Here is a 22,950-nt window from a genome sequence, read left to right as displayed (position 1 = left end):
ATAGCGCAGCGTTAGCGAGTCATCGAGCGTCGGTACGAGCGTCACCCGAAGGGTCATTAGTGATTGGTTATTAGTCAAAAACTAAAGACTAATAACCATGTAATAAGGGAAAATGACTAATGACAACTGACAAAGGACTAATGACTAATGCCTTATATTAATGTTCGTGGCGTTGAGCATTACTACGAATGGGTGAAAAAACCATCTGGTTCTTTGGTAAAACCAGTGATGGTTTTCATCCACGGTTGGGCTGGTTCGGCTAGGTATTGGCAAAATACTGCTAATGCTTTATCAGAGCAATTTGATTGTTTACTCTACGATATGCGGGGATTTGGCCGTTCTGGTGGGAAGCCAACTATAGCCGAAGCAAGTGAAGCTGTTGCCGAATCTGAATCCCCTCAAGAAGAATCACAGGCAATCAGAGAATTAACCTATGAATTAGAGGAATACGCTGATGATTTGGCAGCTTTGTTAGATGGGTTGCATCTTCAGCGTGTTTATATCAATGCTCATTCAATGGGCGCGTCTGTTGCCACTTTATTTTTTAACCGCTACCCCCAACGAGTAGAACGAGGAATTTTAACCTGTAGCGGCGTTTTTGAGTACGACGAAAAATCCTTTAGTGCTTTTCATAAATTTGGTGGCTATGTAGTTAAATTCCGTCCTAAGTGGTTAAGCAAAATTCCATTTGTTGACCGGATGTTTATGGCCAGATTTCTGCATAGTTCCATACCACATTCTGAGCGGCAAGCTTTTTTAGAAGATTTTCTCGAAGCAGATTACGATGCGGCTTTAGGGACAATTTTTACTTCAGTCAGTAAGGCTCAATCTGAAGTGATGCCGCAAGAGTTTACCAAGCTGACAGTACCAACTCTGCTTGTGGCGGGCGAGTACGACAAGATTATTCCAGCCGAGATGGGGCGTCAAGCAGCTGCATTGAGTGACAAAGTAGAATTTGTGATGATTCCTAACACCGCGCATTTCCCAATGTTGGAAGATGCGCCAACTTACTTGCGACGCGTACAAGAGTTTTTGCAAATTAACACCCCACAACCACAAGTCGGATAACTGATGGCGGTTTTTTAGACAGTTAAGTGTACCTGTGTGATACCCTGACGCATTTTATATTGTCGCCTTAACCAAGACTTTTTAATTATTTTACGGAGTAAGGGAGCAAGTTGAATCAACACCGATCGCAGCAGTGCATTTTTTCGCAGTAGTTCGCCTTGTTTAGCTTCCTCTAACTGGAGTTGCTGGGCGCGGATAATTTCTGGCTCACGTTCTGCTTGGATGCGCGATAGTGCCATGTCAATATCCTGGTGTCCAGTTTCTTTGTGTAACAGCGGTACAAGATGATTAGCAGCAACAATCACATCACGGAATGCTAGATTAATTCCTTGGGCGCGGACAGGAGACATTGGGTGTGCAGCGTCACCCAGAAGCAGTACCCCTGGTGCGTGCCATTGTGGACAATAACCAACCACAACAGAAAGCCGAATCGGGGATTCGATGGTGTCTGCATGATTACGGAAATGCTCTGCTAGCCATGAGGGTGATAGGGAGGCAAAAATCTCTGCCCAGTTGGCTTGTTTAGAGTCAGTGTTTTCGGTTGCTGACATTACCCAAGCCAGATGCAGTTTTCCTTGCTCTGCTCCGTGAAAGATACTAAATGTGCGATCGCCATTTACAATAGTACGAAATACATTCTCGGCTGCAAACTCAGGGCTAGCAGCAAGCTTAAACCAGAGAATATCAATATTTTTGGGTTGGCGTACCAATTCCAATCCTATACGTTGTCGCACAAGAGAGTTTCGACCATCTGCCCCAATCACTAGGTCAGCAGTAAGTTCTCTGCCATCGCTCAGTACTACACCTGCGACACGTTGATTACTCCACAATAAATCTTTGACTGGAACACCCTGGATAAATTCAAACCCATCATTGGTTTGAGCTTCCGAAATTAGTGCATTGAGTAGCGGTGGTTGTGAAACCAGTGTACAGGGTCGAGCTGCTCCCATTGGTTCATCAACTCGAAACAACTGCTTTTCACCCAGAATGAATTCCCATGCGTCGAGTTGTCGATAGGGAATATGCTCCAACAACGCCGATAGACCCATTTGCTCTAGGGCATCTAACCCACTGGGCATTAATCCTTCACCGCGAAAAACGCGATGAAAGTCTTTTGCTGCTTCAATTAACGTTACAGCAATACCACGTTTTACAAGGAGCAGGGCAAGGGTTACACCTGTTGGGCCTGCGCCCACAATCACAATCTGCACTACCTTATCCCTCCTGTATCAATTGCTCTCAAAGATGTTGGTCGAATTATCTTGGGATTAACTCAAACCCAGTTCTCGTTTTAGCAAGTTAATTGAGTTAATGCCGATATAATTTTCAACCTTAATCAGCTTCGGTGGACGAATAATATCTTCATCAGATGCTTGCACCGCTGCTTGCACTGCCGCAAAACTGGCTTGATCGCTTATGATTACCTCAGCTCGTTTAACCATAGCCTGAAGTTTATAAGCATCTTTTGGTTGCGAAGTCATCACCAGTAGTTCATCTCCCCGCAAACCGTGGAGGATGACTTCTGCTGCTCGTGCAATCCCGGAACTGAGGCTAACTATGCCTACACAGTTTTCTTTTGGTAGGGTTTTTAAGAGGTTGAGTTCTTTGGTGTAGTCGTAGATATCTAGAGGAATTACCCGTGCAGCTTTAGGAGCTGCGATCGCTTCCACATTACTGATAAAATACCGACTTGTAACTACTGTCGCAGAGGTAGTTTTATCTAGCACAGCTGTTAATTCTTCCATTGCTACCAACTGGACTGGGATTTTTAAAGATCGCTCTAATTCATAGACCATCAACTCACCAGCACCCATATCATAGGATGGAACTGCAACCAGTACTCGCGCACTACAACGCAAGCGCCAGTCAATTTCTGCTAAAAATAACTCCCTGGCTTGATTCAGTGAACATCCTTGAGAGAGTAGGTCGTCTAGTGCTTGCTGGACAACTTGATATGCATCAGGATTTTGTTTGAGAATTGGTGATTGCAGCCTGCTACCGCCCTCATGACCTTGGGCGCGAACATAAATTCCCGAACCAGCCATACTTTCAACAAATCCGTCTTCCTCCAGTTGACGGTAAACTTTGCTAATGGTATTACGGTGTAACCCCGTTTGCATTGCCAGTGCCCGTGTACTTGGCAATTTGTAAGCAGGGGGATATTGCCGGGAAGCGATCGCAAACCGGATTTGGTTAAACAGCTGGGTCGATGCGGGAATTTCGCTGTCTGGCTGAATACGGAATTGAATCATCACCAAACCTCCTGAATACTAAGTGCTAAGTGCTGAATACTAAATGCTGAGGTATGAGTATTAAGTGTTGCTTACCTACTCAGCACTTTTAACTCAGCACTATTTTGTTGTCCAGATGCATTTGCTACATATTGAATGTTTTATTTACATATAAAGTTGTTCTGATACAAATTTCTAATGCTCTCACTATTGGTAATTGATAATTTAATTAGAAAAAACTTCGGCATACTGGCATAGTTATATCAAATAAACACACGGTTAATCACATAGCACTGGTAAAAATTATTATGACAGAGCAAGCAATAATTACCACAACGGTTAATCTTTTGCAAGATAATATTCAAGTGTCTGCTTATCTCGCAGAGCCAAAAGAATCTGGATTTTACCCAGGAGTGGTGGTATTACAAGAGATTTTTGGTGTCAACGTTCACATTCGGGAAGTTACAGAACGGATTGCCAAACTTGGGTATGTAGCGATCGCACCAGCACTTTTTCAAAGGATTGCTCCTGGCTTTGAAACCGGATATACACCTGAAGATATTGAAACGGGCAGAGGCTACGCTATGCAGACTCAAGCCTCAGAGTTATTGAGCGATATTCAACTAGCAATTGACTACCTCAAAAATCTGCCCCAAGTGAAAAAAGATGGTTTTGGCTGTATTGGCTTCTGCTTTGGCGGTCATGTCGCATATCTTGCAGCCACCTTACCAGATATTAAAGCTACAGCTTCCTTCTATGGTGCTGGAATTACCACTCGCACACCGGGAGGCGGCGCTCCTACAGTCACCCGCACCAGAGAAATTCCAGGTACTCTTTATGCCTTCTTTGGCACAGAAGATGCTAGCATCCCACGCGAACAAGTAGATGAGATTGAAGCAGAGTTAGAAAAATATAAAATTCCTCATCGTGTGTTTCGCTACGATGGAGCTGATCACGGATTTTTCTGTGACCATCGTGCCAGTTATAATCCTAAAGCTGCGGCCGATGCTTGGGAGCAAGTGAAACAACTCTTTAGTCAACTAAACTGAAGCCCATGCAGCCAAGTTCGTTTTTTGTCATTTGTCATTAGTAAAAACCACAATACCGTGTGCAACTTTTTCTCAAACCTAACCCCCGAGATCCTTTCTCTATGAGAGAAGGGGGAAAATTCAAAGCCTCTCTCTTAAAAAAAGAGAGGTCAGAATATTAAGTTCCACATCGCGTAACTACAAACAAAGGACAAATGACAAATGACAATCTAAACTCCAGTTGCACCATATCAAATAACAATTAATCTTCAAAAGTCATGAATTCCGAATCGAAACTTTCTCAAACAGCCAATTCGTCGTTTACGATGGACGATTTTGCCAAAGCACTAGAAAAACACGACTACCAGTTTCAAAAGGGACAGGTTGTACATGGCAAAGTGTTCCAACTTGACCATGATGGAGCCTATGTCGATATTGGTGGTAAGTCGTCAGCTTTTCTACCGCGCGATGAGGCTTCTTTGAGAGCAGTTACCGATTTATCGGAGGTACTGCCATTGCAAGAGGAACTGGAGTTTTTGATTATCCGAGATCAGGATGCAGAAGGTCAAGTTACCCTTTCTCGAAAGCAGTTAGAAATTCAGCACATCTGGGAACGACTAGCCGAAATGCAGGAGAATGCTCAGACTGTGCAAGTACGGGTTATGGGTGTGAATAAAGGTGGTGTCACCGTCGATATTCTCTCTTTGCGGGGATTTATTCCGCGATCGCACCTGGCAGAGCGTGATAATTTAGAAGCACTCAAAGGTCAAAATCTGACTGTGGGTTTTTTGGAAATTAATCGCAACACCAACAAACTCATCCTTTCCCAGCGTTTAGCAACTCGTTCTAGCAACTTCAGCTTATTAGAATTAGGTCAACTGGTGGAAGGCAAAGTTACTGGCATCAAACCTTTTGGTGTATTTGTCGATTTAAGTGGGATGAGCGCCTTACTTCATATCAAGCAGGTAAGCCAAAAATTCATTGAATCTCTCGAAAAAGTATTTCAAATTGGTCAGCCCATTAAAGCTGTAATTATTGATTTGGATGAAGGTAAAGGGCGGGTTGCTCTTTCCACCAGAGTTTTGGAAAACTTCCCTGGCGAAGTGCTAGAGAATTTCGATGAGGTGATGGCTTCGGCTGAGGCGCGTGCCAATAGAGCTAATAACAAAGCATCTGAATAGTTTTGAAGTGGGCTGCTTGCACAAAGCATTTAAATCCCCATCTGAAACAATTTTGAATTGTTAATACTCCCCCTGCATCTACAAAGATGTGAGGGGATTGTAAATTGGGAAAACTTTTCCCAGACTCCTTTCTAGCCTCTAGCGGGGAATACTGGTAAAACAAGAATTTCAGCAGGTTCAGATGACTTTCGCTATCAGCCGCAGAATTTATTCTGAGGTGAACATGTGGTATGGTGAAAGGCTTGCCCATTGTGAATTGAATCGTCCGAGTTTAAAAACGCTACGATTTACCGCAAACTGTACTTAGTTAAATTCTCTACCTGACAATGATTTATGAATTTTAGTAGCGATCGGACACTGGTTCACCAGAAAATATATGCCAAAGCATTACGTTCCCTGATTCCACCTGAAGCATTTATTCCCGATCCAAGTAAGTTAGTTATCTTGTTCATTAATCTAGCAATTTTGATTCTAGGCTGGATGATAGCAGCACGGTTAGATTGTTGGTCGCCATATCTTTTATGGCTTTATCTACCTCTAACCATCATTATGGGCAATAGCGTGGTTGTCTTACTATTTAGCTCCCACGATCTGATGCATGGAAGCGTGATTAAAAACGCCCGGTTAACCTATATCATTAGCTTTCTAGGGCTAACAATGTTGTGGATGCCACCAACATTGTGGAAAGCAGTTCATAACCGAGTACATCATAATCACACTAATGATTTGGGCGACCCCGATCGCAATTACTTATATGAACAGTCTTCAACCTGGGGAAAATGGATTCAGGACTTATTTGTGCCTTCTACTGAAGTCAATCCTATATGGTTCACTGTGGGATTGACTTCTGCTTGGGGAGTACATACTTTTCGCAATGTGACATCTGTGCTATTTTTCAATCATGAATCCGTCGATTATGTTCCTGCTGCATTTACAGTCAGTCCTAAAGATCGTCGAGCGATCGCAGCGGAAGTATTGATGATGATAATGATTCATCTGAGTATCCTAATCTATCTAGAATTTGAACCCATAAAACTCATACTTGGTTACTTTTTACCTATTGCAATTGGCTATGCTGGAATAATTTTTTATATTTATACAAATCATTTACTTTGTAGGATGACCAGCGTTAACGATCCACTGATAAATAGTGTGTCTTTAAGGGTTTATAAAATATTTGACCTGTTGCATTTAAATTTTTCTCACCACACTGAACATCATATTTTTCCAGGAATGAACTCTGACTATTATTTTATAGTTAGGGATTTGTTAGAAACTCACTATTCTGAAAGCTTTAATTTATTGGATGCTGGGGAGGCTTGGTACTTACTGCTGAAAACTCCCCGCCATTACAAAGATGAAAATACTCTTACAGATTGGTCAGGAAAAGAATCTGTTCCCTGTCCTACAAGCGACAATTAAAAAGGATTCTTGCAAATAAATGCGCTGCTAGATACCGAGAATTTTACAAGAAATATCGACCACAGGCAAAGCTAGAGAAAAGAAAACACTGGTGGAGCTGCCTGTTAACGGGAATGAAGATTAAAGGTAAGTCGAAAAAGTCACCGGGACAGTTGAGTTCACCTTGGGACAAGCAGAGGGTGTCAGAGAGTACTGAAGTGCAGGATGTAGCATAAAAGTTGATTCAAGCTAATTGCTATCAACCCCCAGTGCTAGGTATCGAATCTCTGAAATGTTGATTAACTCGTAGAAAACAACCCTGTTACAAATATTTATAAAAGTCTGAAGTGCTTAAATATTACACATTGCAAGTCTCGACGCGAACAAAGATGTCCCACCCGACCTGATCCCGATTGTTTCTAATATTTTATAGGGGAGGTGTCCCTCTGGCGCTGAAATATTAAAAGCTACATCCGAGTCCCAGTTTCCTTTTCTCCGCCCCCCTACGCGATCAACAAATTTCTCCCAGGCTTCTTCATAGTATTCACCGTCAAGCTTCCCACCAACGCTCAAATAAATTTTCTTCTGAACGCTGAAGCCAAAGCGCCCACCACTATATTTTACCCAAAGTTGATCAATGGTACGTAAGTCAGTACAGGGAAAACTCTTGATGGATTTGATATCAAACCAGCCTTCCTCTTCCCAGCTAGATACCTTGAGCATGACAGTTAAAGTTTCCTCATCCGCTTCTTTCCACTTGCCTTCTGCTAGCAAATCTCGCAATCGCGTGTAGTTTACTCCCTTTTCAGAACTGAGATCATCGGCTTGAATTACTGGCTGTACCTTTGGTTTTCGCTCTGGCGGTTTTCCAGTAATCCCCCAAATTAAGTTCTCCATGGCCTCAGTATCTGTCCGAAAGTCAACCCACGTATGACCATCAAGAAAAATTGGGAGTTCAGGCTGGTCTGTTGTATTCCCAAGCAAAACGGGAATCACGGGACAGTTTCTCTTTACAAATTGGTTTAAAAAAGCTCTCATCTCTTTATCTTGCCAGGGGCCAAATCCACTCCTACCTACAAAAACTGCTGCTGATTTAATCTTTTTTATTTGTTCCTCTAGCAAAGGCTGCCATGGTAAACCAGGAGGAAGTTGCCACTTATCTAGCCAAGGTTTAATTCCTTGTCTTATTAATTCATGAGCAATTTCTATAACTTCAGGCTTGTCTTTGCTATTGTGGCAAAGGAAGACATCAAACTGATGTTCGTCACTCATCTATAATTCTCCTGGCATCCATTTCTCTATATCGGCAATAATTTCCAACGCATTATACTTACTGCTTTAATTAATTTTATATTACGTAATATAGTTTCATTTATTCTTGCCTACTTACTTAAGTTACTAGTTAATGTATCGGAAAAATAAATAAAGGATTTCCAACAAATAAATTATTCAATCTTGTGGAGTGGGCATCTTGCCCGCTTTTGGTTATGGGCGGGCAAGATGCCCACCCCACAAGAAGTAGTTGAGTATTTTTTTGGGAGTCCCTAAAGTCGAATTTAATAAGCAGAATAGCATTTGACTTATTCAAAAGCTGTATTTGCTTACTCAAACCCCAGTTTGTTTTCTCATTTTGGTGTTTTCCGCAAGTCAAATAAGCTTTTACTTACTCAAACCCCAGTTTGCTTTCTCATTTTGGTGTTTTCCGCAAGTCAAATAAGCTTTTACTTACTCAAACCCCAGTTTGCTTTCTCATTTCGGTGTTTTCCGCAAGCAATCAAGCATATTGAAAAAGCAATATGCTTGATTACTGTCTCATCCCAGTAATTCACACACTCGTGACAATTATCCCTTTGAGATTACTTTTCTCTATCTTTATCTAATGCTTCCTCGATCGCACGACGGCAAAATTCTGGAGGATCATCCTTAGTGTATAGTTCTTCCTTCATAGTTTTTGTGACACGTAAATTAAGACGCTCACTTAAAGGTTCTTCCCTCTCTGATTTAAATGGTTTTAAATTTTCTGAATGACCTTTAGGGTTAGGCATTTATGTAAAAATATAAATATAATTTGAATCACTGGTAGGCAGCAGATTAAATTGTTTTTTGGTGGTTGCTACAACTTGCCGGAAGTACAACCACCAATATCCAATTTCAAAAATGGACACTACTATTTTATGTTCACGCGTTCTGAACTTGAAATCAAGACTATTAAAGAATTACGCGACTTGTGTCGTAGATACGGCATCAAACCAACTGGAAATGCAGGATACAAAAACTCGTACATCGTAACTCTGATGGCATTTCCACTTTTAGCGCTGCAACAAATGAAGTAAGGTAAAGGGTTAAAATTCCCTAACTTTAACGCTATCCAGATAATCAGTTCTGCTATATGAGATGAGTTCACCCACAGATGAGCAAGCAGCACTAATTCGGATAACTTTGGAGGGCAGTAAAATGAGCTATCCTGACCGATACGACCAGGAGAACCTGCTGAACATGTACAAAGCTAAGATGTCGCTTGAACAAGCTATTGACTTGTTGAGCCAGTAAAACTAACCATTACCCTATCCCCTGCATCTAGAAAAGATATAGGGGATAATTTTTAGAGTATTAAGATAAATAAGGTGTGGCTTATTGGCTTAGTTGGCGTGAGGATATCTTGAGCATGGTGACTAGGTATAAAAATATGCTCATATCTCTGTTTAAGTATTGCTCATCAGATTTTGAGTATATATCAAGTATTTCAAGAACTATAAACGCTGAAGTATTCAATTAAGGTATTTATATGTTTCTGGTAACTGGAGCAACGGGAGAAATTGGTCGCAGAGTTGTGCGACTCCTACGGCAACGAGAACAGTCTGTACGGGCATTTGTCCGCCTTACCTCGCGCTACAGCGAGTTAGAACACCGGGGTGCAGAAATCTTTATCGGTGACTTACTAGAGGAAAGAGATATCCAGAAAGCTAGTCGGGGTGTCCAGTATATTATTAGCGCCCACGGTTCTGATAGCGATGCCCTATCTTTAGATTACCGCGCCAATATTGAACTCATTGACCAGGCGAAAGCCAATGGCGTAGAGCATTTTGTCTTCATTTCCGTGCTGGGAGCCGATCGCGGATATGAAGACGCTCCCGTTTTCAAAGCCAAACGAGCAGTAGAGCGATATTTGCAAGCTAGTGGCTTGAATTACACTATTTTACGCCCATCTGGATTAGCATCTAACTTGCTGCCACTAGTAGAACGATTTCGGGAAACCGGATTGTATCTGCTCATTGGCGATCGCAAAAACCGTACCTCAATTGTCAGTACCGATGATTTGGCAAGGATAGTGGTGGATTCTGTGACAGTTGAAGGCGCTCGTAACCAGATTTTCCCAGTGGGAGGGCCGGAGATTTTATTACGAGAAGATATTCCCCGGATTTTTGGTCGGATCTTCAACAAACAGCCAGTAATAATTAACTCACCACTATTTGCTGTTGATGGGTTACAGAGTGCATTGGGTTTAATTAATCCCCAAATCCAAAAAGCTTTGGGAACTTATCGCACATTACTAGCAAATGAATTTTTCTCTACAAAAGATGAAACTGCTAATTTAGAGGCGATTTTTAACTTCCAGTTGGAGACATTAGAAAATTTTTTACGGCGCTATCTAGCAGTTTGAATTAAACAAAATTCATTAGTCATTAGTCATTTGTCATTAGTGAATAACAAAGGGCAAATGACTAATGAAAAAGGACAAAGGACAAAGGACAAAGGACAAAAATGAAATCTTCCCTAGCTGCAAATGCTGCTCAAGCACGTCAGACAAAAGAGCGATTCGCCCAACCAGAGGAACAACTCACTTATGAATTGGGGAAGGCGGTACAGGAATTACCACCCCTGTACACGAGATTATTAGCGGGAACGATGAGCGTCATCGTATTTGGAGCGATCGCTTGGGCGTACTTCTCGCAAATAGATGAAGTAGCAACAGCACCAGGGGAATTAATTGCTTCCACACAGGTAAGACCGGTGACATCCTTGGGTGGAGGGTCAATTGTCGCCGTCAAAGTGCAAGAAGGCGATCGCGTTACTAAAGGTGAAGTTCTAATTCAAAAAGATCCAGACTTGCAAAAAACCGATGTTTCCCGCCTAGCCAAATCTACTAGATTGATTCAAGATGATTTGCAACGTTTGGATGCAGAACGCACCGGAGGCAAAGCTACTGGAACGAAACTACAAGATGAACTTTTAAGCTCCCGCCTGCAAGACTACCAAGCGCGTCAAGCAGCGGCGGAAGCAGAAGCAAATCGCCAAATAGCACTCATCGATCAAGCTAAAGTCCGCTTGACTCGATTGCAAGACAACTTAGTTAATGCCAAAAGCAGCTTTGCGAATGCTCAAACCAACCTTGTCAACGCAGATAGCATCCGAATTAAAATTGAAAGTAATTTGGCACTTGCACAACAAAGGGAAAAAAGCCTACGCACTCTAATTACTCCTGGTGCTGTACCTCGTGTCGATTACCTGGATGCTCAAGAAAGATTAACTCGTGCAAAAACAGAAATCACCAGAGCACAAGATGAAGTGACCAACGCCCAGAATAGAATAACAGAGGCTCAAGATAAAGTCTCATCATTAGAAAAAGATATTGCTGCCCAAGTCCAGGAAATTCGCCAAGCAGAACAAGCTTACAACGCTGCACGCAGTCAGGCCCAGCGTGTATCATCAGAACGCCAAAGTGAAATTTTGACCCAGTTCAATAAGCGTAAAGAAGAACTGACAACTGTTCAAGGTCAATTAGAGCAGGCCAGGAAGCAGCAAGCTTTAGAAACGATTGAAGCTCCCGTTGCCGGTACAATTTACAGAGTCAAAGCCACCAAGGGGCCAGTGCAATCTGGTGAAGAATTGCTGTCAATTTTGCCGGAAGGGGAAGAAATGCTCCTAGAGGTGAAAGTTCTCAACCGTGATATTGGGTTTATTCGTCAGGGAATGAAGGCAAAAGTGAAAATGGCAACTTTCCCATTCCAGGAATTTGGCGTTGTGGATGGCGAAGTTGTGCAAGTTAGCCCCAATGCAATTGTTGATAAAGAATTAGGCTTGGTTTTTCCTACAAGAATTAAGCTAAGTAAACACTCAGTTAATGTGCGGGGGCAAGATGTAGAATTTACACCAGGGATGGCTGCTACAGGTGAAATTGTCACTCGTAAAAAGTCAATTTTGACATTCATCACTGAGCCTGTGACACGGCGATTCAGCGAAGCATTTTCAGTTAGGTAGGTTTGTAGCTTCTCCTATTTTCATAACCATTACAAAAGCCATGCCCGTCTTGAAAAATGACGCTTGTTCCTTGCTAATGCTAACGCTGCGCTATCGCTAACAAATACCTGCGGCAGGGTGCACCAACGGCGGTACTCCTTCTGTACTAGAGGTAATGCGTAGCTTGCTTCTTTGCAGGGTAGCCTTCGTTCCTCATCAGTTGCTTTTCTGTCACCTTGCCTCGGAAAGCATCATCTTGACTTTTCGCTGCGGTTTTTGCTAGCCTACGCATCCCACAACCCAGACCTAAAACGTAAGGGTTTAACGTGAATTCGACGGCTCATATACTGTCTGCCTAATTAGCTTAACCAAAAGACCTCTAAGAGGTTTTATTACGCAAAACCGTCCTTCTCCGAGTCGGAGAGGGACAGACTTGAACTTTAGTTCAAGGCAGGGAGAGGTTGGTTGATTTTCTTAACCGAGCAGTATTGGACTCAACTGCAAATCGCTATACTTTTCAAGCCATACCCAAGAATTTTCTGTACTGTTCTATTTGTTTTTGAATTCCCTCTAGGAGTTTGCCAAAATCAACATTATTCTCATCCTCATTACTATCCACATTTGTCAGATATTTTGCTGTTTCTGCGTAGATGCCCAGCAGCTTGTCGTTAGACATCGCCTGATCGATTACAGGACTAAAATCGGAATTATTAAAACTAGCGATAGTTTCTGGTGTCAGATATTTTGCTGTTTCTGTAATCGTCTGACCTATTAAAGAATCGACATTGGTATTATTAAAACTAGCGATAGTTTCTGGTGTCAGATATTTTGCTGTTTCTGTAATTGCCTGACCCATCAGAGAACCAAAATTAGAACTATTAAAACTAGAACTTGTCTGTGATGTGAGATAATTTGCAGTCTGTGCATAGACGCGTAGCAGGTTGTCATCAGACATCGCCTGCTTTGCCAGAGAACTGACATTGGAAATATCAAAACTAGAGATTGTAGTTTGTCTATTATTTACTGCTGTGTCTGCAATTACTTGACTCGCTAGAGAACTGACATTAGAAATATTAAAACTAGAGTTCGTAGTTTGTGTAGTATTTCCTGCGGTTTCTGTGACAATCTGACGTACTTGAGCATCAGTCAGGCTGGAGTTAGCACTAAGCATCAGGGCAACTACACCAGCAACGTGGGGAGTAGCCATAGACGTGCCACTATAACTGTCATACTGATTATTTGGAACTGAGGAGTAGACCTTGACTCCTGGGGCTGTGACGTAAGCGATTTCATTAGTTCCAGAGCGGTTAGAGAAGTCAGGCATGTTATTATTCTTATCCACTGCCCCAACGGCAATTCCCGACTTGTATGCATAGCGGGCGGGATAGCCTGGTGATGAGTCACCATCATTACCTGCTGCCATGACGACAATCACTCCTTTGCTGCTGGCATAGTCAATGGCTGACTCTAGAGTCCGATTGGAAGATGCGCCTCCTAAACTGAGATTAATCACATTAGCTCCATTATCGACAGCATAGCGAATACCTTTCGATATGGAACTATAGGAACCAGAGCCAGAGTCATTCAAAACTTTGACGGGCATAATCTTGGCATTATATGCAATACCAGTGACACCGTAGTTATTATTTTCTCCTGCGATCGTGCCGGAAACATGAGTACCATGACCGTTTTTATCTAAGGTGTTGTTGTTTTTCGCAGCAAAGTTCCAGCCGTAATTATCATCAATATAGCCATTGCCATCATCATCAATACCGTTACCCGCAATTTCGTTGGCATTCGTCCAAATATTATTTTTTAAATCCTCGTGGTTATAGTCAACCCCAGTATCTACAACAGCAACAACAACACCTTGACCTGTGTATCCCTGTGCCCAAACTTCTGGTGCTTTAACAAGGTCTGCTCCCCAATTATTGCCACCAAGGTCAGGAACATCAGCAAAGGTATTCTGACCAGTAGCTCTAGCGACTGCTGCTGCTCCATTAATCAAGCCATAGCCATTGGTGGAGTTATAGCTCCCAGTACTAAAAGCATTAGCAGTTGCATTATTGTTATTTTCGGAGTCACTACTATTTTGCAACTGCACATCAGCATCTGTTGAGTTATAGCTACTACGTCCGCTGAAGTTGAGGCTGTAGTCATCCTTCGGATTAAAGCTATCTAAAGAGGAGATTGAAGTGACATTTAGCGGTTTATCTGACAGCACATTGTTATTAACATCATCAATGAGCATAAGTATTTTTTCTCAAAGATAGCAATCGTTTTTTGACAAATTGAAGCGTTAAAATCTTTGCAAGAAAAAGATTTTAATGTGTGAATAAGCTCCATTGTCAATAATTACTATGTAATCTCATAACAAAATGCTAATTCTACTACTAAAAAGCATAATCAATAATAGAAGTTTTATTCAGAACTTAATTAATACAATAAATCTTAAATTTTTCGTAGTGTAAGTATCAATTGGTAGAATAAAAAATTAATTGTGTTATGTATAGCAATCCTAAATGAATTACAAACAAAAAGATCCCCTACTTGTTGAAGAAATCGGGGATCTGAGCCTCTTGGTGGCGAGCAAATCAAATATTTTACTTTTCAGAAACCACACTTGAGAATTGTTCTATACCAAACTATTTCCTGCTGTAGTTGTGACTATCTGACGCACTTGAGTATCTGTTAGGTCTTTCTTTGCACTGAGCATCAGCGCAACTACACCCGCAACGTGAGGAGCCGCCATAGAAGTGCCTGGAAGAAATTCATATTTATTACCAGGATATGTCGAGTAAATGCCGATACCAAAAAAGCTTTCGTATGCTCCAGGAGCTGTAACGTATGCGAGTGGAGTCGTTCCAGCGCGGTTGGAGAAGTCGGTCAGTGTTCTATCATAATAGACCGCTCCAACAGCAAGTCCCAACTTGTCAGCATAGCGAGCTGGGTAGCCTGGCGCTGACTCACTTTCATTACCTGCTGCCGAGACGACAATTGCTCCTTTGCTGACAGCATATTGAATAGCTGAGAGTATTTCACTGGTAGGAGAAGGTCCGCCTAAGCTGAGATTAATTACACGCGCTCCATTATTGACTGCATAACGAATACCATTTGCGATCGCGCTATTAGAACCTGACCCATTTTCACCATCATCAAAAACTCTCACTGGCATAATTTTGGCATTATAGGCAATACCTGTAACACCAAAGTTATTTTTCACTGCCGCGATCGTGCCAGCAACGTGAGTACCATGACCGTCGCCGTCTAAAGTATTGTTGTTGTTGCCGACGAAATTCCAGCCGTAGATATCATCGATATAACCATTACCGTCATCATCCTTGCCGTTGCCAGCAATTTCTTTGGTATTCTTCCAAGTGTTAGCGTTTAAGTCTGGGTGATTGTAATCTACTCCACTATCCACCACAGCAACGATAACACCCTGACCAGTGTATCCTTTTGCCCAGACTTCCGGTGCTTTAATTGCGTCGGCTCCCCAATTATCACCACCCAAGTCAGGGACATCAGCAAACGTACTCTGACCTAAAGCTTTCGCTACTGCGGCGGCGGCATTAATTAAGCCATAACCTGTAGTTGAGTTAAACCCGCCACCATTGACAGGATTCAAGGTAATTGGTGTGTTGATGTAAACGCCGTTGTTACCTTCATTGCTTTCAACAATATTTCCTGGTCCATCGGCTTTAAATATCAGGTAGTATTTACCAGGACTAATAGTAGGAGCAAGCGTAATAGATGTGGAGCGAGAAGTAACGGCAGAAGGTGCCAGAGTAGAACTACCCTCAATTTCAGTACCTAAACTGATATCATCATCACCAAATGTTGTATCTCGTGAAAGATAAAAACTTGTCTTACTCCCTCCAGCACTGCCATTACCTTGGTTTTTCAGTTGATAATTAACTAGGAGTGTAGTACCAATAGCAGCACTACTAGCAGATGTAGCATTTTGGATGACCAAATCTGGTGCAGTAATTGTGATTGCTTTGGCAACAATATTGTTGTTTTCATTGCTTTCCTTCAAAGACGAAGCAGATCCCTGTGCTTTGTACAGCAGATAGTAATTACCAGTGGTAATGGTGCTGGGAATGTACAAAGATGTAGATTCTGAACTTACAGCAGAGGGTGCAAGATCGTTAAAGTTATTAATTAAGTCAGAACCTAAATAGACATCATCATTGCTGAAGTTTCCATCTTTGGAAAGATAAAAGTATGTAGAGCTAAAAGTAGCCTTGCCATTACCTTGATTTTTGACTTGATAGCTGAGTGGAATTGAAGTGGCAATGTTAGCGCTATCAGGAGCCGAAGGATTTTGTATTACTAGGTCTGGTTTTGGGCCATTAATAGCGATCGCTTTGTTGACAATGTTATTAGTTTCGTTGCTTTCGCCAATATTGCCATTAGCATCGGCTTGATACAACAGATAATAGTTACCTGCGGCGATCGCATTGTTGATGATGAGCGATGCTGTCTCTGAGCTAGTAGCACCAGCCGCAATACTGTTAACGCTATCGGAGCCTAACAACACATCATCATTACTAAAAGCATTATCCTTGGATAAATAAAACTTGGTGGTAGTTGCAACAGCACCACCAACACCTTGGTTTTTTACCTGATAGCTCAGTTGAATGGTACTACCAACGGCTGTTGTACTGGGAGCTAAAGCGTTTTGTATTATTAAGTCTGCTTGGGTAATAGCGATCGCTTTGCTAGCAAAGTTGTTGGTTTCATTGCTCTCAATCGCACTTCCTGCACCATCAGCTTGATAGAGCAAGTAATAGTTACCCGTGGCGATCGCATTAGCGATGATAAGCGATGCTGTCTCTGAGCTAGTAGCACCTGCGGCAACACTGTTAACGTTATCGGAGCCTTCGGGCTATCAGGTCTGGTTGAATAGCCGCAGCTATAATAGCTTGAGTATCATTTTTATTGCTTTCTTTACTCTTAACAGCGTAGTCATACGTGTGATTCTTACCTCCAGAAGTGGCAATTTCCAAAGCAGTGTAACTACTGCGATCGCTAGACCTAAAAGTATTGATACCACTCAAACTGGAGCCAGAATAATTATTAGCATAATTAAAAATATCAGATGTTTTCGATAACCCAATACTAGCTTTTATACTAGTAATTTCATTAATGGAGTTACCGTCTTTGCTAAAAAGCATGAGTAGTTTTACCTCGTAGTATCTAAGTAAATTCCACCACAAGAATTACTCAAATCCTTGAAATGTAAGGGATTGAGCCGGAAAATATCTTTTTTTGTAAGACAAGTGCTACAAGTACACTTAACTATAAAATCACGTAATTAGCAAGTAATATTACAGTTTTATGCACACTTAAGAGATTGCTTTATGCCTAACTATTTTCTGTAGTCATTGTGACAATCTGACGCACTTGGGTATTTCTTTGCACTTAAATATCAAAGTGATTACCCCAGCAATGTGGGGAGTTGCCATAGATGTTCCGTCTCAACAAATGCAATCAAATTTAAAAGACGAATGGAGTTATGCTCCATTCGCCTAAGAGTATACTTACGCCGCTCGCCAAGCGTTTATCTTTTATCTAGTACACTGTGACCCTTGTTGACAGCCTAAAGTAATTAAATATTTGCTCCTAAGTAATAATACTTAAGATTTAGCCAAAAATCGGGTTATATTAAGTCCGGTTAATCACTTATGATTACCACATCTGTGCAAAAATCGTAAAAGCCTCTTTCCCCGTGCCCCCAGCAAGAACTGCCCTTTGCCCCCTGCTCCCTACCCCTTGCCCCCTGTGGTCTAAATGATAAGTCTTTACCCGAACACGATATTAGAGGGCAATTCATGAATTGCCCTACTTGTCTCGTTAATTGGGATGGTAGCTGGATTTAGGCTGTGCTTTACAGCCACAAGCTTTGAGTTGGTTAAATCTATTATATATTTGCTTGCTGGCGTTGATATAGTGACCAATACAAACCCTTTTGCTGCAACAACTGTGAGTGAGTACCACGTTCGGCAATCACACCTTGTTCCAACACCAAAATCAAATCAGCACGTTTGAGGGGAGCAAAGCGGTGAGCAATCAGGAACACAGTACGGTTCGCAGAAACTTTTTGCAGATTTTGCAGTACTTGTTGTTCAGTTTCACTATCCAAAGCGCTGGTAGCTTCATCCAAAACTAAAATCGGCGCTTGGGAAAGAAATAGCCTTGCTAGGGCAATACGTTGTCTCTGTCCTCCAGATAAAGCGGTACCGCGTTCACCAACATTGGTTTCGTAACCGTAGGGTAATTGACTGATGAAGTCGTGTGCTACTGCTAGCCTTGCTGCCTCTACTACTTGCTCTGCGGTAATGTCGGGAGTACCGAGAGTGATATTTTCCAAAATGGAACCGTTGAATAAAAAGTCTTCTTGGAGAACTACACTAACTTGTTGTCGCAGTGAAGCTAAATCGGCACTTTTTATATCAAAACCATCAATAAGGATGCGTCCTGATTCTATTTGATAGAGGCGTTGCAATAGCTTAGACAGAGTACTTTTACCAGAACCGCTGCGTCCGACAATGCCAACAAATTGCCCTGGTTCGGCATTGAAAGAGATTCCCCGCAGAATTGCTTCAAAGTTCGGCCGGTAGCGGAAAAAGACTTGCTCGAAGGTGACTTGTCCTTTAAGCGGTGGTAAAACTAGGCCAGTTCCCAGTTCAGCTTCTGGGGAGACGTTGAGAATATCACCAATGCGATCTACAGAAAGTAGCACTTGTTGGAGGGTTTGCCACAACTGTACTAGGCGCAAAAGTGGGCCTGTGACTCTACCAGACAGCATTTGAAATGCAACTAGCTGTCCGACTGTGAGCTTTTGTTCGATGACTAACTTGGCACCAAACCAGAGAATCAGCATGGTGGAAAAATTGGTAAGAAAGTCACCAATGTTGCTGCTGATATTGGAGGTAGTAGAGGCTTTAAAACCTGTGCGAATGAAGCGAGCAAATAAGCCTTCCCAGCGATCGCGTGCTACTGGTTCTGCTGCATGGGCTTTAACGGAGTGAATCCCTGTCACCGTCTCCACTAGAAATGATTGACTATCGGCACTCCGGTTAAAGGTTTCGTTGAGCCAGTTACGCAGAATTGGTGTTGCAACTATCGTCAAAGTTGCAAATAGTGGCAATACTGCTAAGGCGACAAAGGTGAGGGGAATATTATAGTAAAACATCAATGCCAGGTACACCACAGCAAAGATGCTATCTAGAATCACAGTTAATGCTGTACCTGTGAGAAACTGACGAATTTGTTCGAGTTCTTGGACTCGTGCTACTGTGTCTCCGACGCGCCGCGACTCAAAATAAGCCAAAGGCAGACGCATCAGATGGCGAAACAGCTGTGCTGACAAACTCAAATCCAGACGACGAGCTGTATGGGTAAAGATGAATAGACGCAGGATGCCAAGTATGGACTCAAATATGGCTACGCACAAAAGTGCGATCGCCATCACATCGAGAGTCGGCAAACTCCCCTGCACCATTACTTTATCAATGACAACTTGGGTAATTAGCGGTGTTGTTAAGCCCAAAAGCTGCAAGGTAAAAGATGCTAACAATACTTCTGTGAGCAATCCCTTATACTTCCAAACTGCTGGGGTGAACCAACTCAGGTTAAATGTTTCTTGCTGAGATATGAGTTCTACTTGCCACAATTGTCCATCCCAAGACGCTTCAACTATGGACTGCGGCAAGGTTTCACAAGTCCGTTCCGGATTTAGAGGGTTAGCGATAATTAAGCGATCGCCTTTAACTCCATAAGCCACTACCCAGGATGGACTCTGGGGTGAGTCAGAATTCCACAGTAGTAAAGCTGGAAATGACAGCTGTCGCAACTCACCCCAATTCACTTGTAACCGTCGCAAGACTAACCCTAACTTTTCTGCTGCTTCCACAACCTGTTTTGGGCGTTGTCCTCTGAGTTGACGCTGCACCCATTCCAGTTGCACAGAATTTTCTAACTGTTGCGCCACCATTGTTAAACAAGCAGCAGCGGTGTTCCAACTGGCAACAAACGGATAATTTGAGACGATCAGATTGGCGGCTGGAAGTCCTCTTTGGGGTTGGAGGCTGTGGGGGCTGGAAGTTCCCTCTGAAGCTGGCGCTAATGAAGGAGTGGAAGAGAAGGAAAATGTCTCTTTTTCTCCCTCTATATCCACTGGTAACACTTGCCAGAACTCCTGAATTTGTGGGTTAGAAAATTCTTTCCACAGCGCAGTATCCCAACAAACTACTACCACTTCTTTACTAGCAGCTACAGCTTTAAAATCCGCAGACAACTTTTGGAAGTCGCCAAACCAGTCCCCCACATCTAGGGCTGCTAAAGGTTTGCCAATGCCATCTTCCCGCAAGCGAACTTTCCCAGCCACAATTAAGAATTGATAACCGCCGACATCGTTTGACCAGATTTTTTCTCCAAGACGATATTGACGGGTTTGGGACTCATTTTCCAATCGGGATTGTTGTTCGAGAGTCAGCCAGCATAGCGGCGGCTGATTCCAAGGTAAAGAAGCTAGCACTTTTAATCGTAAAGATTCATTATCCAGAATTTTTAACTCACTTGTAACTTGACTGTCAGTTTTTGAATTTTCTCTGCTAGCCATTTCTCAAACAACTCATTTTGTAGTGCTTGCTTTAGTTGAGTATCTTCTAAAGACGCTGGCAGAAATTGTTCTACTCGAAACAAACCATACGGTCCTTCTCCTTGGGGAGAGTCTTTGCCAACGATTTCTATTGGTCCTACCAATTGTCCAGGACTTGCCACATCAATAGCTGCCCGTAATACATCTGGCATACTGCCTCGGCTGACGATTCCCATCATGCCGTTCACAATTCGGTCATCTGAAAGTGAGTACTCTTTAGCTAGTTGCTCAAAACTACCTCCTTCTTCAATTTGGGTGTGGAGTTCGTCTGCCAATTCTCGATTATCAACAACAATCCGGGAAAGTACTACCCGATCCAAAAAAATTTTGCGCTCAATAAAATATTCTTGGAGTTTTGTTTCCGTCACTACAGCTTTCAGCTTTTCTAACTTGTAACCAAAAGTAACCGATGTGTGAAAGGTAGCGTAATCTGTGTTATTTGTCTTTAACCATTCTTGAAAACTTTCGGGGTCAGTGAGTTGATTTTTCAGCCTAAAGTCAATAATTGACTGTTCAGTTATTGCTGTGCCAATCTCAATATCGTCTCGGGTTCGGATTTCTTCCTCAATTACGTACTGCCGGAGAATATCCCCAATGAACTGTCCCAATTTTCCAGAGGCTTGCAGGTATTTTACTGCTTGCTCAATAGAAATTATTTGCTCATTAATTGTCAAAAATGATAAAGATTCCATGAACTAATTATGTGAAAATGGTTAAACACTTATAGAACTTTTAAATTAAATCATATAGAAATCATCTGGTCATTAATTGTCAAAAATGATAAAGATTCCATGAACTAATTACATCTAAATGGTCAAAAAATTATATAGCTAGTAAATAAAATAATTTGCCATAATCACTTTTACAGTCTAGTGGGGACAAAACAGGATTGAAAATATCAGGGGTAGTGCAGTAGTAAGGCAGATTGCTTATTTTCTGCCAATGCCCAATGCCCAATACAACTCTTGGAGAGGCTGCGCTCAGTACAAGTGCCCAATGCCCCACTTAAACGAGTAATTGTTTATTCTCGTCGGTTTACTTAATGAAACTTATCCATGTCCAGGCAAGTAGCACAGCTGCGATCGCACCGATTAATGTATTAAAAATATTTACTACCTCATTGGTCAGCCAGGTATACTTAGATTGCAATGTTGCCCCAATCACACTTTCTAAGTTGGTGGCAATAAATGCTGCCAGCACACACCAAGCGACTCCCAATAGATCGATTAAACCAACTCCCCAACCCACAAATGCGATCGCTACAGAAGCCACAATACCAGCTAAAGTTCCCTCTAAGCTTACCGCTCCTTCTGTACCCCGAGGCACTGGTTGGAGTGTGGTAATCAAAAAGGTACTTTTACCATAAGCTTTCCCAACTTCGCTAGCAGTGGTGTCAGCCAGCTTGGTACTGAAACTTGCTACATAGCCTAACAATAATAGGGATTGGGGATTGGGGGGTAGGGACTTGTACTGAGCGAAGTCGAAGTATTGGGGGCTAGGTACAAGAAACCCTGAATTGATCATCCCTACTCCTAAGGCACACAGCGCCCCAGTCAAAGCCGAACCCCAAACATTTTCTGGGCCTCTTGCCCCAGAACGCTTTTCAGCAATTCCTTCTGCCTCCTTCTGCGCCATACCGATGCGGGTAACGCCAGAACCAACCAGAAAATAGAACATCACTACTGCATATCCCTGCCAGCCGAGAGTTACCCAAATTAAGATGGCCAGGAACCAGGCGTGGAATAATCCAGCAGGGGTAAGTAGCTTTTTCGGAGCAATCCAAGCTAAACCCAATAAAATTGTGTTTAATCCTACTGCTACCAACCAAGGATTAACAGAATCAATTAAAGATGACATCAGCAATTAATTATGCGTAATTTTTTCTGAATATCAACAGAATAACGAATTTGTCACGCTTAGTGCTTAATTTCTGAAACCTCTCCAGATCAAGTAATATGTTTGTATTATTAACTCAATAGTGTAGGCATCGCCCTAAAAGCTGAGTGTAAAACTACAAACAATGTCTTAGATATACACTGCAATATTGACTAAAGAACGTCGATTAAACAAAATGCAAAACTTCTGTTTAGTGGGGTGGACTCTTCGAGTGCGTAATGCACCCAAAGCACTTTCAT

The 22,950-nt window shown here is 42.2% G+C and carries 17 protein-coding genes and 1 pseudogene; 8 read left to right on the top strand and 10 right to left on the bottom strand.

What is annotated here, in order from left to right:
• The first annotated feature begins 147 nt into the window (after nucleotides 1-147).
• Entirely contained in the window at nucleotides 148-1,068 is a 921-nt protein-coding gene (locus tag RM347_RS00390) for an alpha/beta fold hydrolase (protein WP_322722081.1), read from the top strand.
• Between the two features lie 14 nt (nucleotides 1,069-1,082).
• On the opposite strand, the gene RM347_RS00385 is transcribed toward RM347_RS00390, so the two are convergent.
• Both RM347_RS00385 and RM347_RS00380 read right to left on the bottom strand, forming a co-directional pair.
• Nucleotides 1,083-2,279, bottom strand: a complete 1,197-nt coding sequence (locus RM347_RS00385; protein WP_322722080.1) for an FAD-dependent monooxygenase — start codon at nucleotides 2,277-2,279, stop codon at nucleotides 1,083-1,085.
• 57 nt (nucleotides 2,280-2,336) lie between these two features.
• Entirely contained in the window at nucleotides 2,337-3,320 is a 984-nt protein-coding gene (locus RM347_RS00380; protein WP_322722079.1) for a GntR family transcriptional regulator, read from the bottom strand.
• 287 nt (nucleotides 3,321-3,607) lie between these two features.
• Here RM347_RS00380 and RM347_RS00375 point away from each other — a divergent pair, with 287 nt between their 5' ends.
• From RM347_RS00375 to RM347_RS00365, 3 genes are all read left to right on the top strand, one after another.
• Nucleotides 3,608-4,348, top strand: coding sequence for a dienelactone hydrolase family protein (locus RM347_RS00375; RefSeq protein WP_322722078.1), 741 nt, complete (start codon nucleotides 3,608-3,610; stop codon nucleotides 4,346-4,348).
• Between the two features lie 257 nt (nucleotides 4,349-4,605).
• A complete protein-coding gene (locus tag RM347_RS00370) occupies nucleotides 4,606-5,508 on the top strand; it encodes a S1 RNA-binding domain-containing protein (RefSeq protein ID WP_322722077.1) in 903 nt (300 codons plus the stop codon).
• Between the two features lie 333 nt (nucleotides 5,509-5,841).
• Nucleotides 5,842-6,930: a fatty acid desaturase family protein gene (locus RM347_RS00365; RefSeq protein ID WP_322722076.1), complete on the top strand. Its 1,089-nt coding sequence runs from the start codon at nucleotides 5,842-5,844 to the stop codon at nucleotides 6,928-6,930.
• Nucleotides 6,931-7,260: 330 nt separating this feature from the next.
• Here the strand turns inward: RM347_RS00365 and RM347_RS00360 are convergent, their stop codons facing one another.
• Together RM347_RS00360 and RM347_RS00355 are read right to left on the bottom strand one after the other, a co-directional pair.
• Nucleotides 7,261-8,181: a GUN4 domain-containing protein gene (locus tag RM347_RS00360; RefSeq protein WP_322722075.1), complete on the bottom strand. Its 921-nt coding sequence runs from the start codon at nucleotides 8,179-8,181 to the stop codon at nucleotides 7,261-7,263.
• A gap of 584 nt (nucleotides 8,182-8,765) precedes the next feature.
• On the bottom strand, nucleotides 8,766-8,954 hold the full coding sequence (locus RM347_RS00355) for a hypothetical protein (RefSeq protein ID WP_322722074.1): 189 nt from the start codon (nucleotides 8,952-8,954) through the stop codon (nucleotides 8,766-8,768).
• A 129-nt stretch (nucleotides 8,955-9,083) separates the two neighbouring features.
• Between RM347_RS00355 and RM347_RS00350 the strand changes: the two genes are divergently transcribed.
• From RM347_RS00350 to RM347_RS00335, 4 genes are all read left to right on the top strand, one after another.
• A complete protein-coding gene (locus RM347_RS00350; protein WP_322722073.1) occupies nucleotides 9,084-9,242 on the top strand; it encodes a hypothetical protein in 159 nt (52 codons plus the stop codon).
• A 61-nt stretch (nucleotides 9,243-9,303) separates the two neighbouring features.
• Entirely contained in the window at nucleotides 9,304-9,459 is a 156-nt protein-coding gene (locus RM347_RS00345) for a hypothetical protein (RefSeq protein WP_322722072.1), read from the top strand.
• A gap of 235 nt (nucleotides 9,460-9,694) precedes the next feature.
• Complete coding sequence (locus tag RM347_RS00340; RefSeq protein ID WP_322722071.1) at nucleotides 9,695-10,570, top strand: SDR family oxidoreductase; 876 nt, start codon at nucleotides 9,695-9,697, stop codon at nucleotides 10,568-10,570.
• Nucleotides 10,571-10,671: 101 nt separating this feature from the next.
• Nucleotides 10,672-12,168, top strand: coding sequence for an HlyD family efflux transporter periplasmic adaptor subunit (locus RM347_RS00335; RefSeq protein WP_322722070.1), 1,497 nt, complete (start codon nucleotides 10,672-10,674; stop codon nucleotides 12,166-12,168).
• Between the two features lie 496 nt (nucleotides 12,169-12,664).
• Here the strand turns inward: RM347_RS00335 and RM347_RS00330 are convergent, their stop codons facing one another.
• The 6 genes and pseudogenes from RM347_RS00330 to RM347_RS00305 form a co-directional block, all read right to left on the bottom strand.
• Entirely contained in the window at nucleotides 12,665-14,398 is a 1,734-nt protein-coding gene (locus RM347_RS00330; protein ID WP_322722069.1) for a S8 family peptidase, read from the bottom strand.
• Nucleotides 14,399-14,782: 384 nt separating this feature from the next.
• Nucleotides 14,783-17,032 (bottom strand): annotated as a pseudogene (locus RM347_RS00325) (S8 family serine peptidase); the annotation flags it as partial.
• Nucleotides 17,022-17,327 (bottom strand): hypothetical protein, encoded by a 306-nt coding sequence (locus RM347_RS00320; protein ID WP_322722068.1) that lies wholly within the window; start codon nucleotides 17,325-17,327, stop codon nucleotides 17,022-17,024. The gene RM347_RS00320 and the pseudogene RM347_RS00325, both read right to left, overlap by 11 nt.
• Before the next feature lie 746 nt (nucleotides 17,328-18,073).
• Nucleotides 18,074-20,776 (bottom strand): type I secretion system permease/ATPase, encoded by a 2,703-nt coding sequence (locus RM347_RS00315; protein ID WP_322722067.1) that lies wholly within the window; start codon nucleotides 20,774-20,776, stop codon nucleotides 18,074-18,076.
• Nucleotides 20,725-21,507 carry a peptidylprolyl isomerase gene (locus RM347_RS00310; RefSeq protein WP_322722066.1) on the bottom strand — a complete coding sequence of 261 codons (783 nt, stop codon included), beginning with the start codon at nucleotides 21,505-21,507 and terminating at the stop codon, nucleotides 20,725-20,727. The genes RM347_RS00315 and RM347_RS00310 overlap by 52 nt, the downstream gene beginning before the upstream one ends.
• A gap of 343 nt (nucleotides 21,508-21,850) precedes the next feature.
• On the bottom strand, nucleotides 21,851-22,672 hold the full coding sequence (locus RM347_RS00305) for a DUF92 domain-containing protein (RefSeq protein ID WP_322722065.1): 822 nt from the start codon (nucleotides 22,670-22,672) through the stop codon (nucleotides 21,851-21,853).
• Nucleotides 22,673-22,950: the final 278 nt, after the last annotated feature.

This window comes from Nostoc sp. ChiQUE02 (genome assembly GCF_034531305.2).
In the GTDB taxonomy this organism is placed as follows: domain Bacteria; phylum Cyanobacteriota; class Cyanobacteriia; order Cyanobacteriales; family Nostocaceae; genus Nostoc.
This window is presented reverse-complemented; position numbering and strand designations above follow the sequence as displayed.

What these genes read in the sequence shown, in the direction of transcription:
- RM347_RS00375 (WP_322722078.1), top strand. Translation starts at nt 3,608, where the DNA reads ATGACAGAGCAAGCAATAATTACCACAACGGTTAATCTTTTGCAAGAT.
- RM347_RS00350 (WP_322722073.1), top strand. Translation starts at nt 9,084, where the DNA reads ATGTTCACGCGTTCTGAACTTGAAATCAAGACTATTAAAGAATTACGC.
- RM347_RS00355 (WP_322722074.1), bottom strand. Translation starts at nt 8,954, where the DNA reads ATGCCTAACCCTAAAGGTCATTCAGAAAATTTAAAACCATTTAAATCA.
- RM347_RS00365 (WP_322722076.1), top strand. Translation starts at nt 5,842, where the DNA reads ATGAATTTTAGTAGCGATCGGACACTGGTTCACCAGAAAATATATGCC.
- RM347_RS00310 (WP_322722066.1), bottom strand. Translation starts at nt 21,507, where the DNA reads ATGGAATCTTTATCATTTTTGACAATTAATGAGCAAATAATTTCTATT.
- RM347_RS00380 (WP_322722079.1), bottom strand. Translation starts at nt 3,320, where the DNA reads ATGATTCAATTCCGTATTCAGCCAGACAGCGAAATTCCCGCATCGACC.
- RM347_RS00315 (WP_322722067.1), bottom strand. Translation starts at nt 20,776, where the DNA reads ATGGCTAGCAGAGAAAATTCAAAAACTGACAGTCAAGTTACAAGTGAG.
- RM347_RS00345 (WP_322722072.1), top strand. Translation starts at nt 9,304, where the DNA reads ATGAGTTCACCCACAGATGAGCAAGCAGCACTAATTCGGATAACTTTG.
- RM347_RS00305 (WP_322722065.1), bottom strand. Translation starts at nt 22,672, where the DNA reads ATGTCATCTTTAATTGATTCTGTTAATCCTTGGTTGGTAGCAGTAGGA.
- RM347_RS00320 (WP_322722068.1), bottom strand. Translation starts at nt 17,327, where the DNA reads ATGCTTTTTAGCAAAGACGGTAACTCCATTAATGAAATTACTAGTATA.
- RM347_RS00390 (WP_322722081.1), top strand. Translation starts at nt 148, where the DNA reads ATGCCTTATATTAATGTTCGTGGCGTTGAGCATTACTACGAATGGGTG.
- RM347_RS00330 (WP_322722069.1), bottom strand. Translation starts at nt 14,398, where the DNA reads ATGCTCATTGATGATGTTAATAACAATGTGCTGTCAGATAAACCGCTA.
- RM347_RS00360 (WP_322722075.1), bottom strand. Translation starts at nt 8,181, where the DNA reads ATGAGTGACGAACATCAGTTTGATGTCTTCCTTTGCCACAATAGCAAA.
- RM347_RS00335 (WP_322722070.1), top strand. Translation starts at nt 10,672, where the DNA reads ATGAAATCTTCCCTAGCTGCAAATGCTGCTCAAGCACGTCAGACAAAA.
- RM347_RS00340 (WP_322722071.1), top strand. Translation starts at nt 9,695, where the DNA reads ATGTTTCTGGTAACTGGAGCAACGGGAGAAATTGGTCGCAGAGTTGTG.
- RM347_RS00370 (WP_322722077.1), top strand. Translation starts at nt 4,606, where the DNA reads ATGAATTCCGAATCGAAACTTTCTCAAACAGCCAATTCGTCGTTTACG.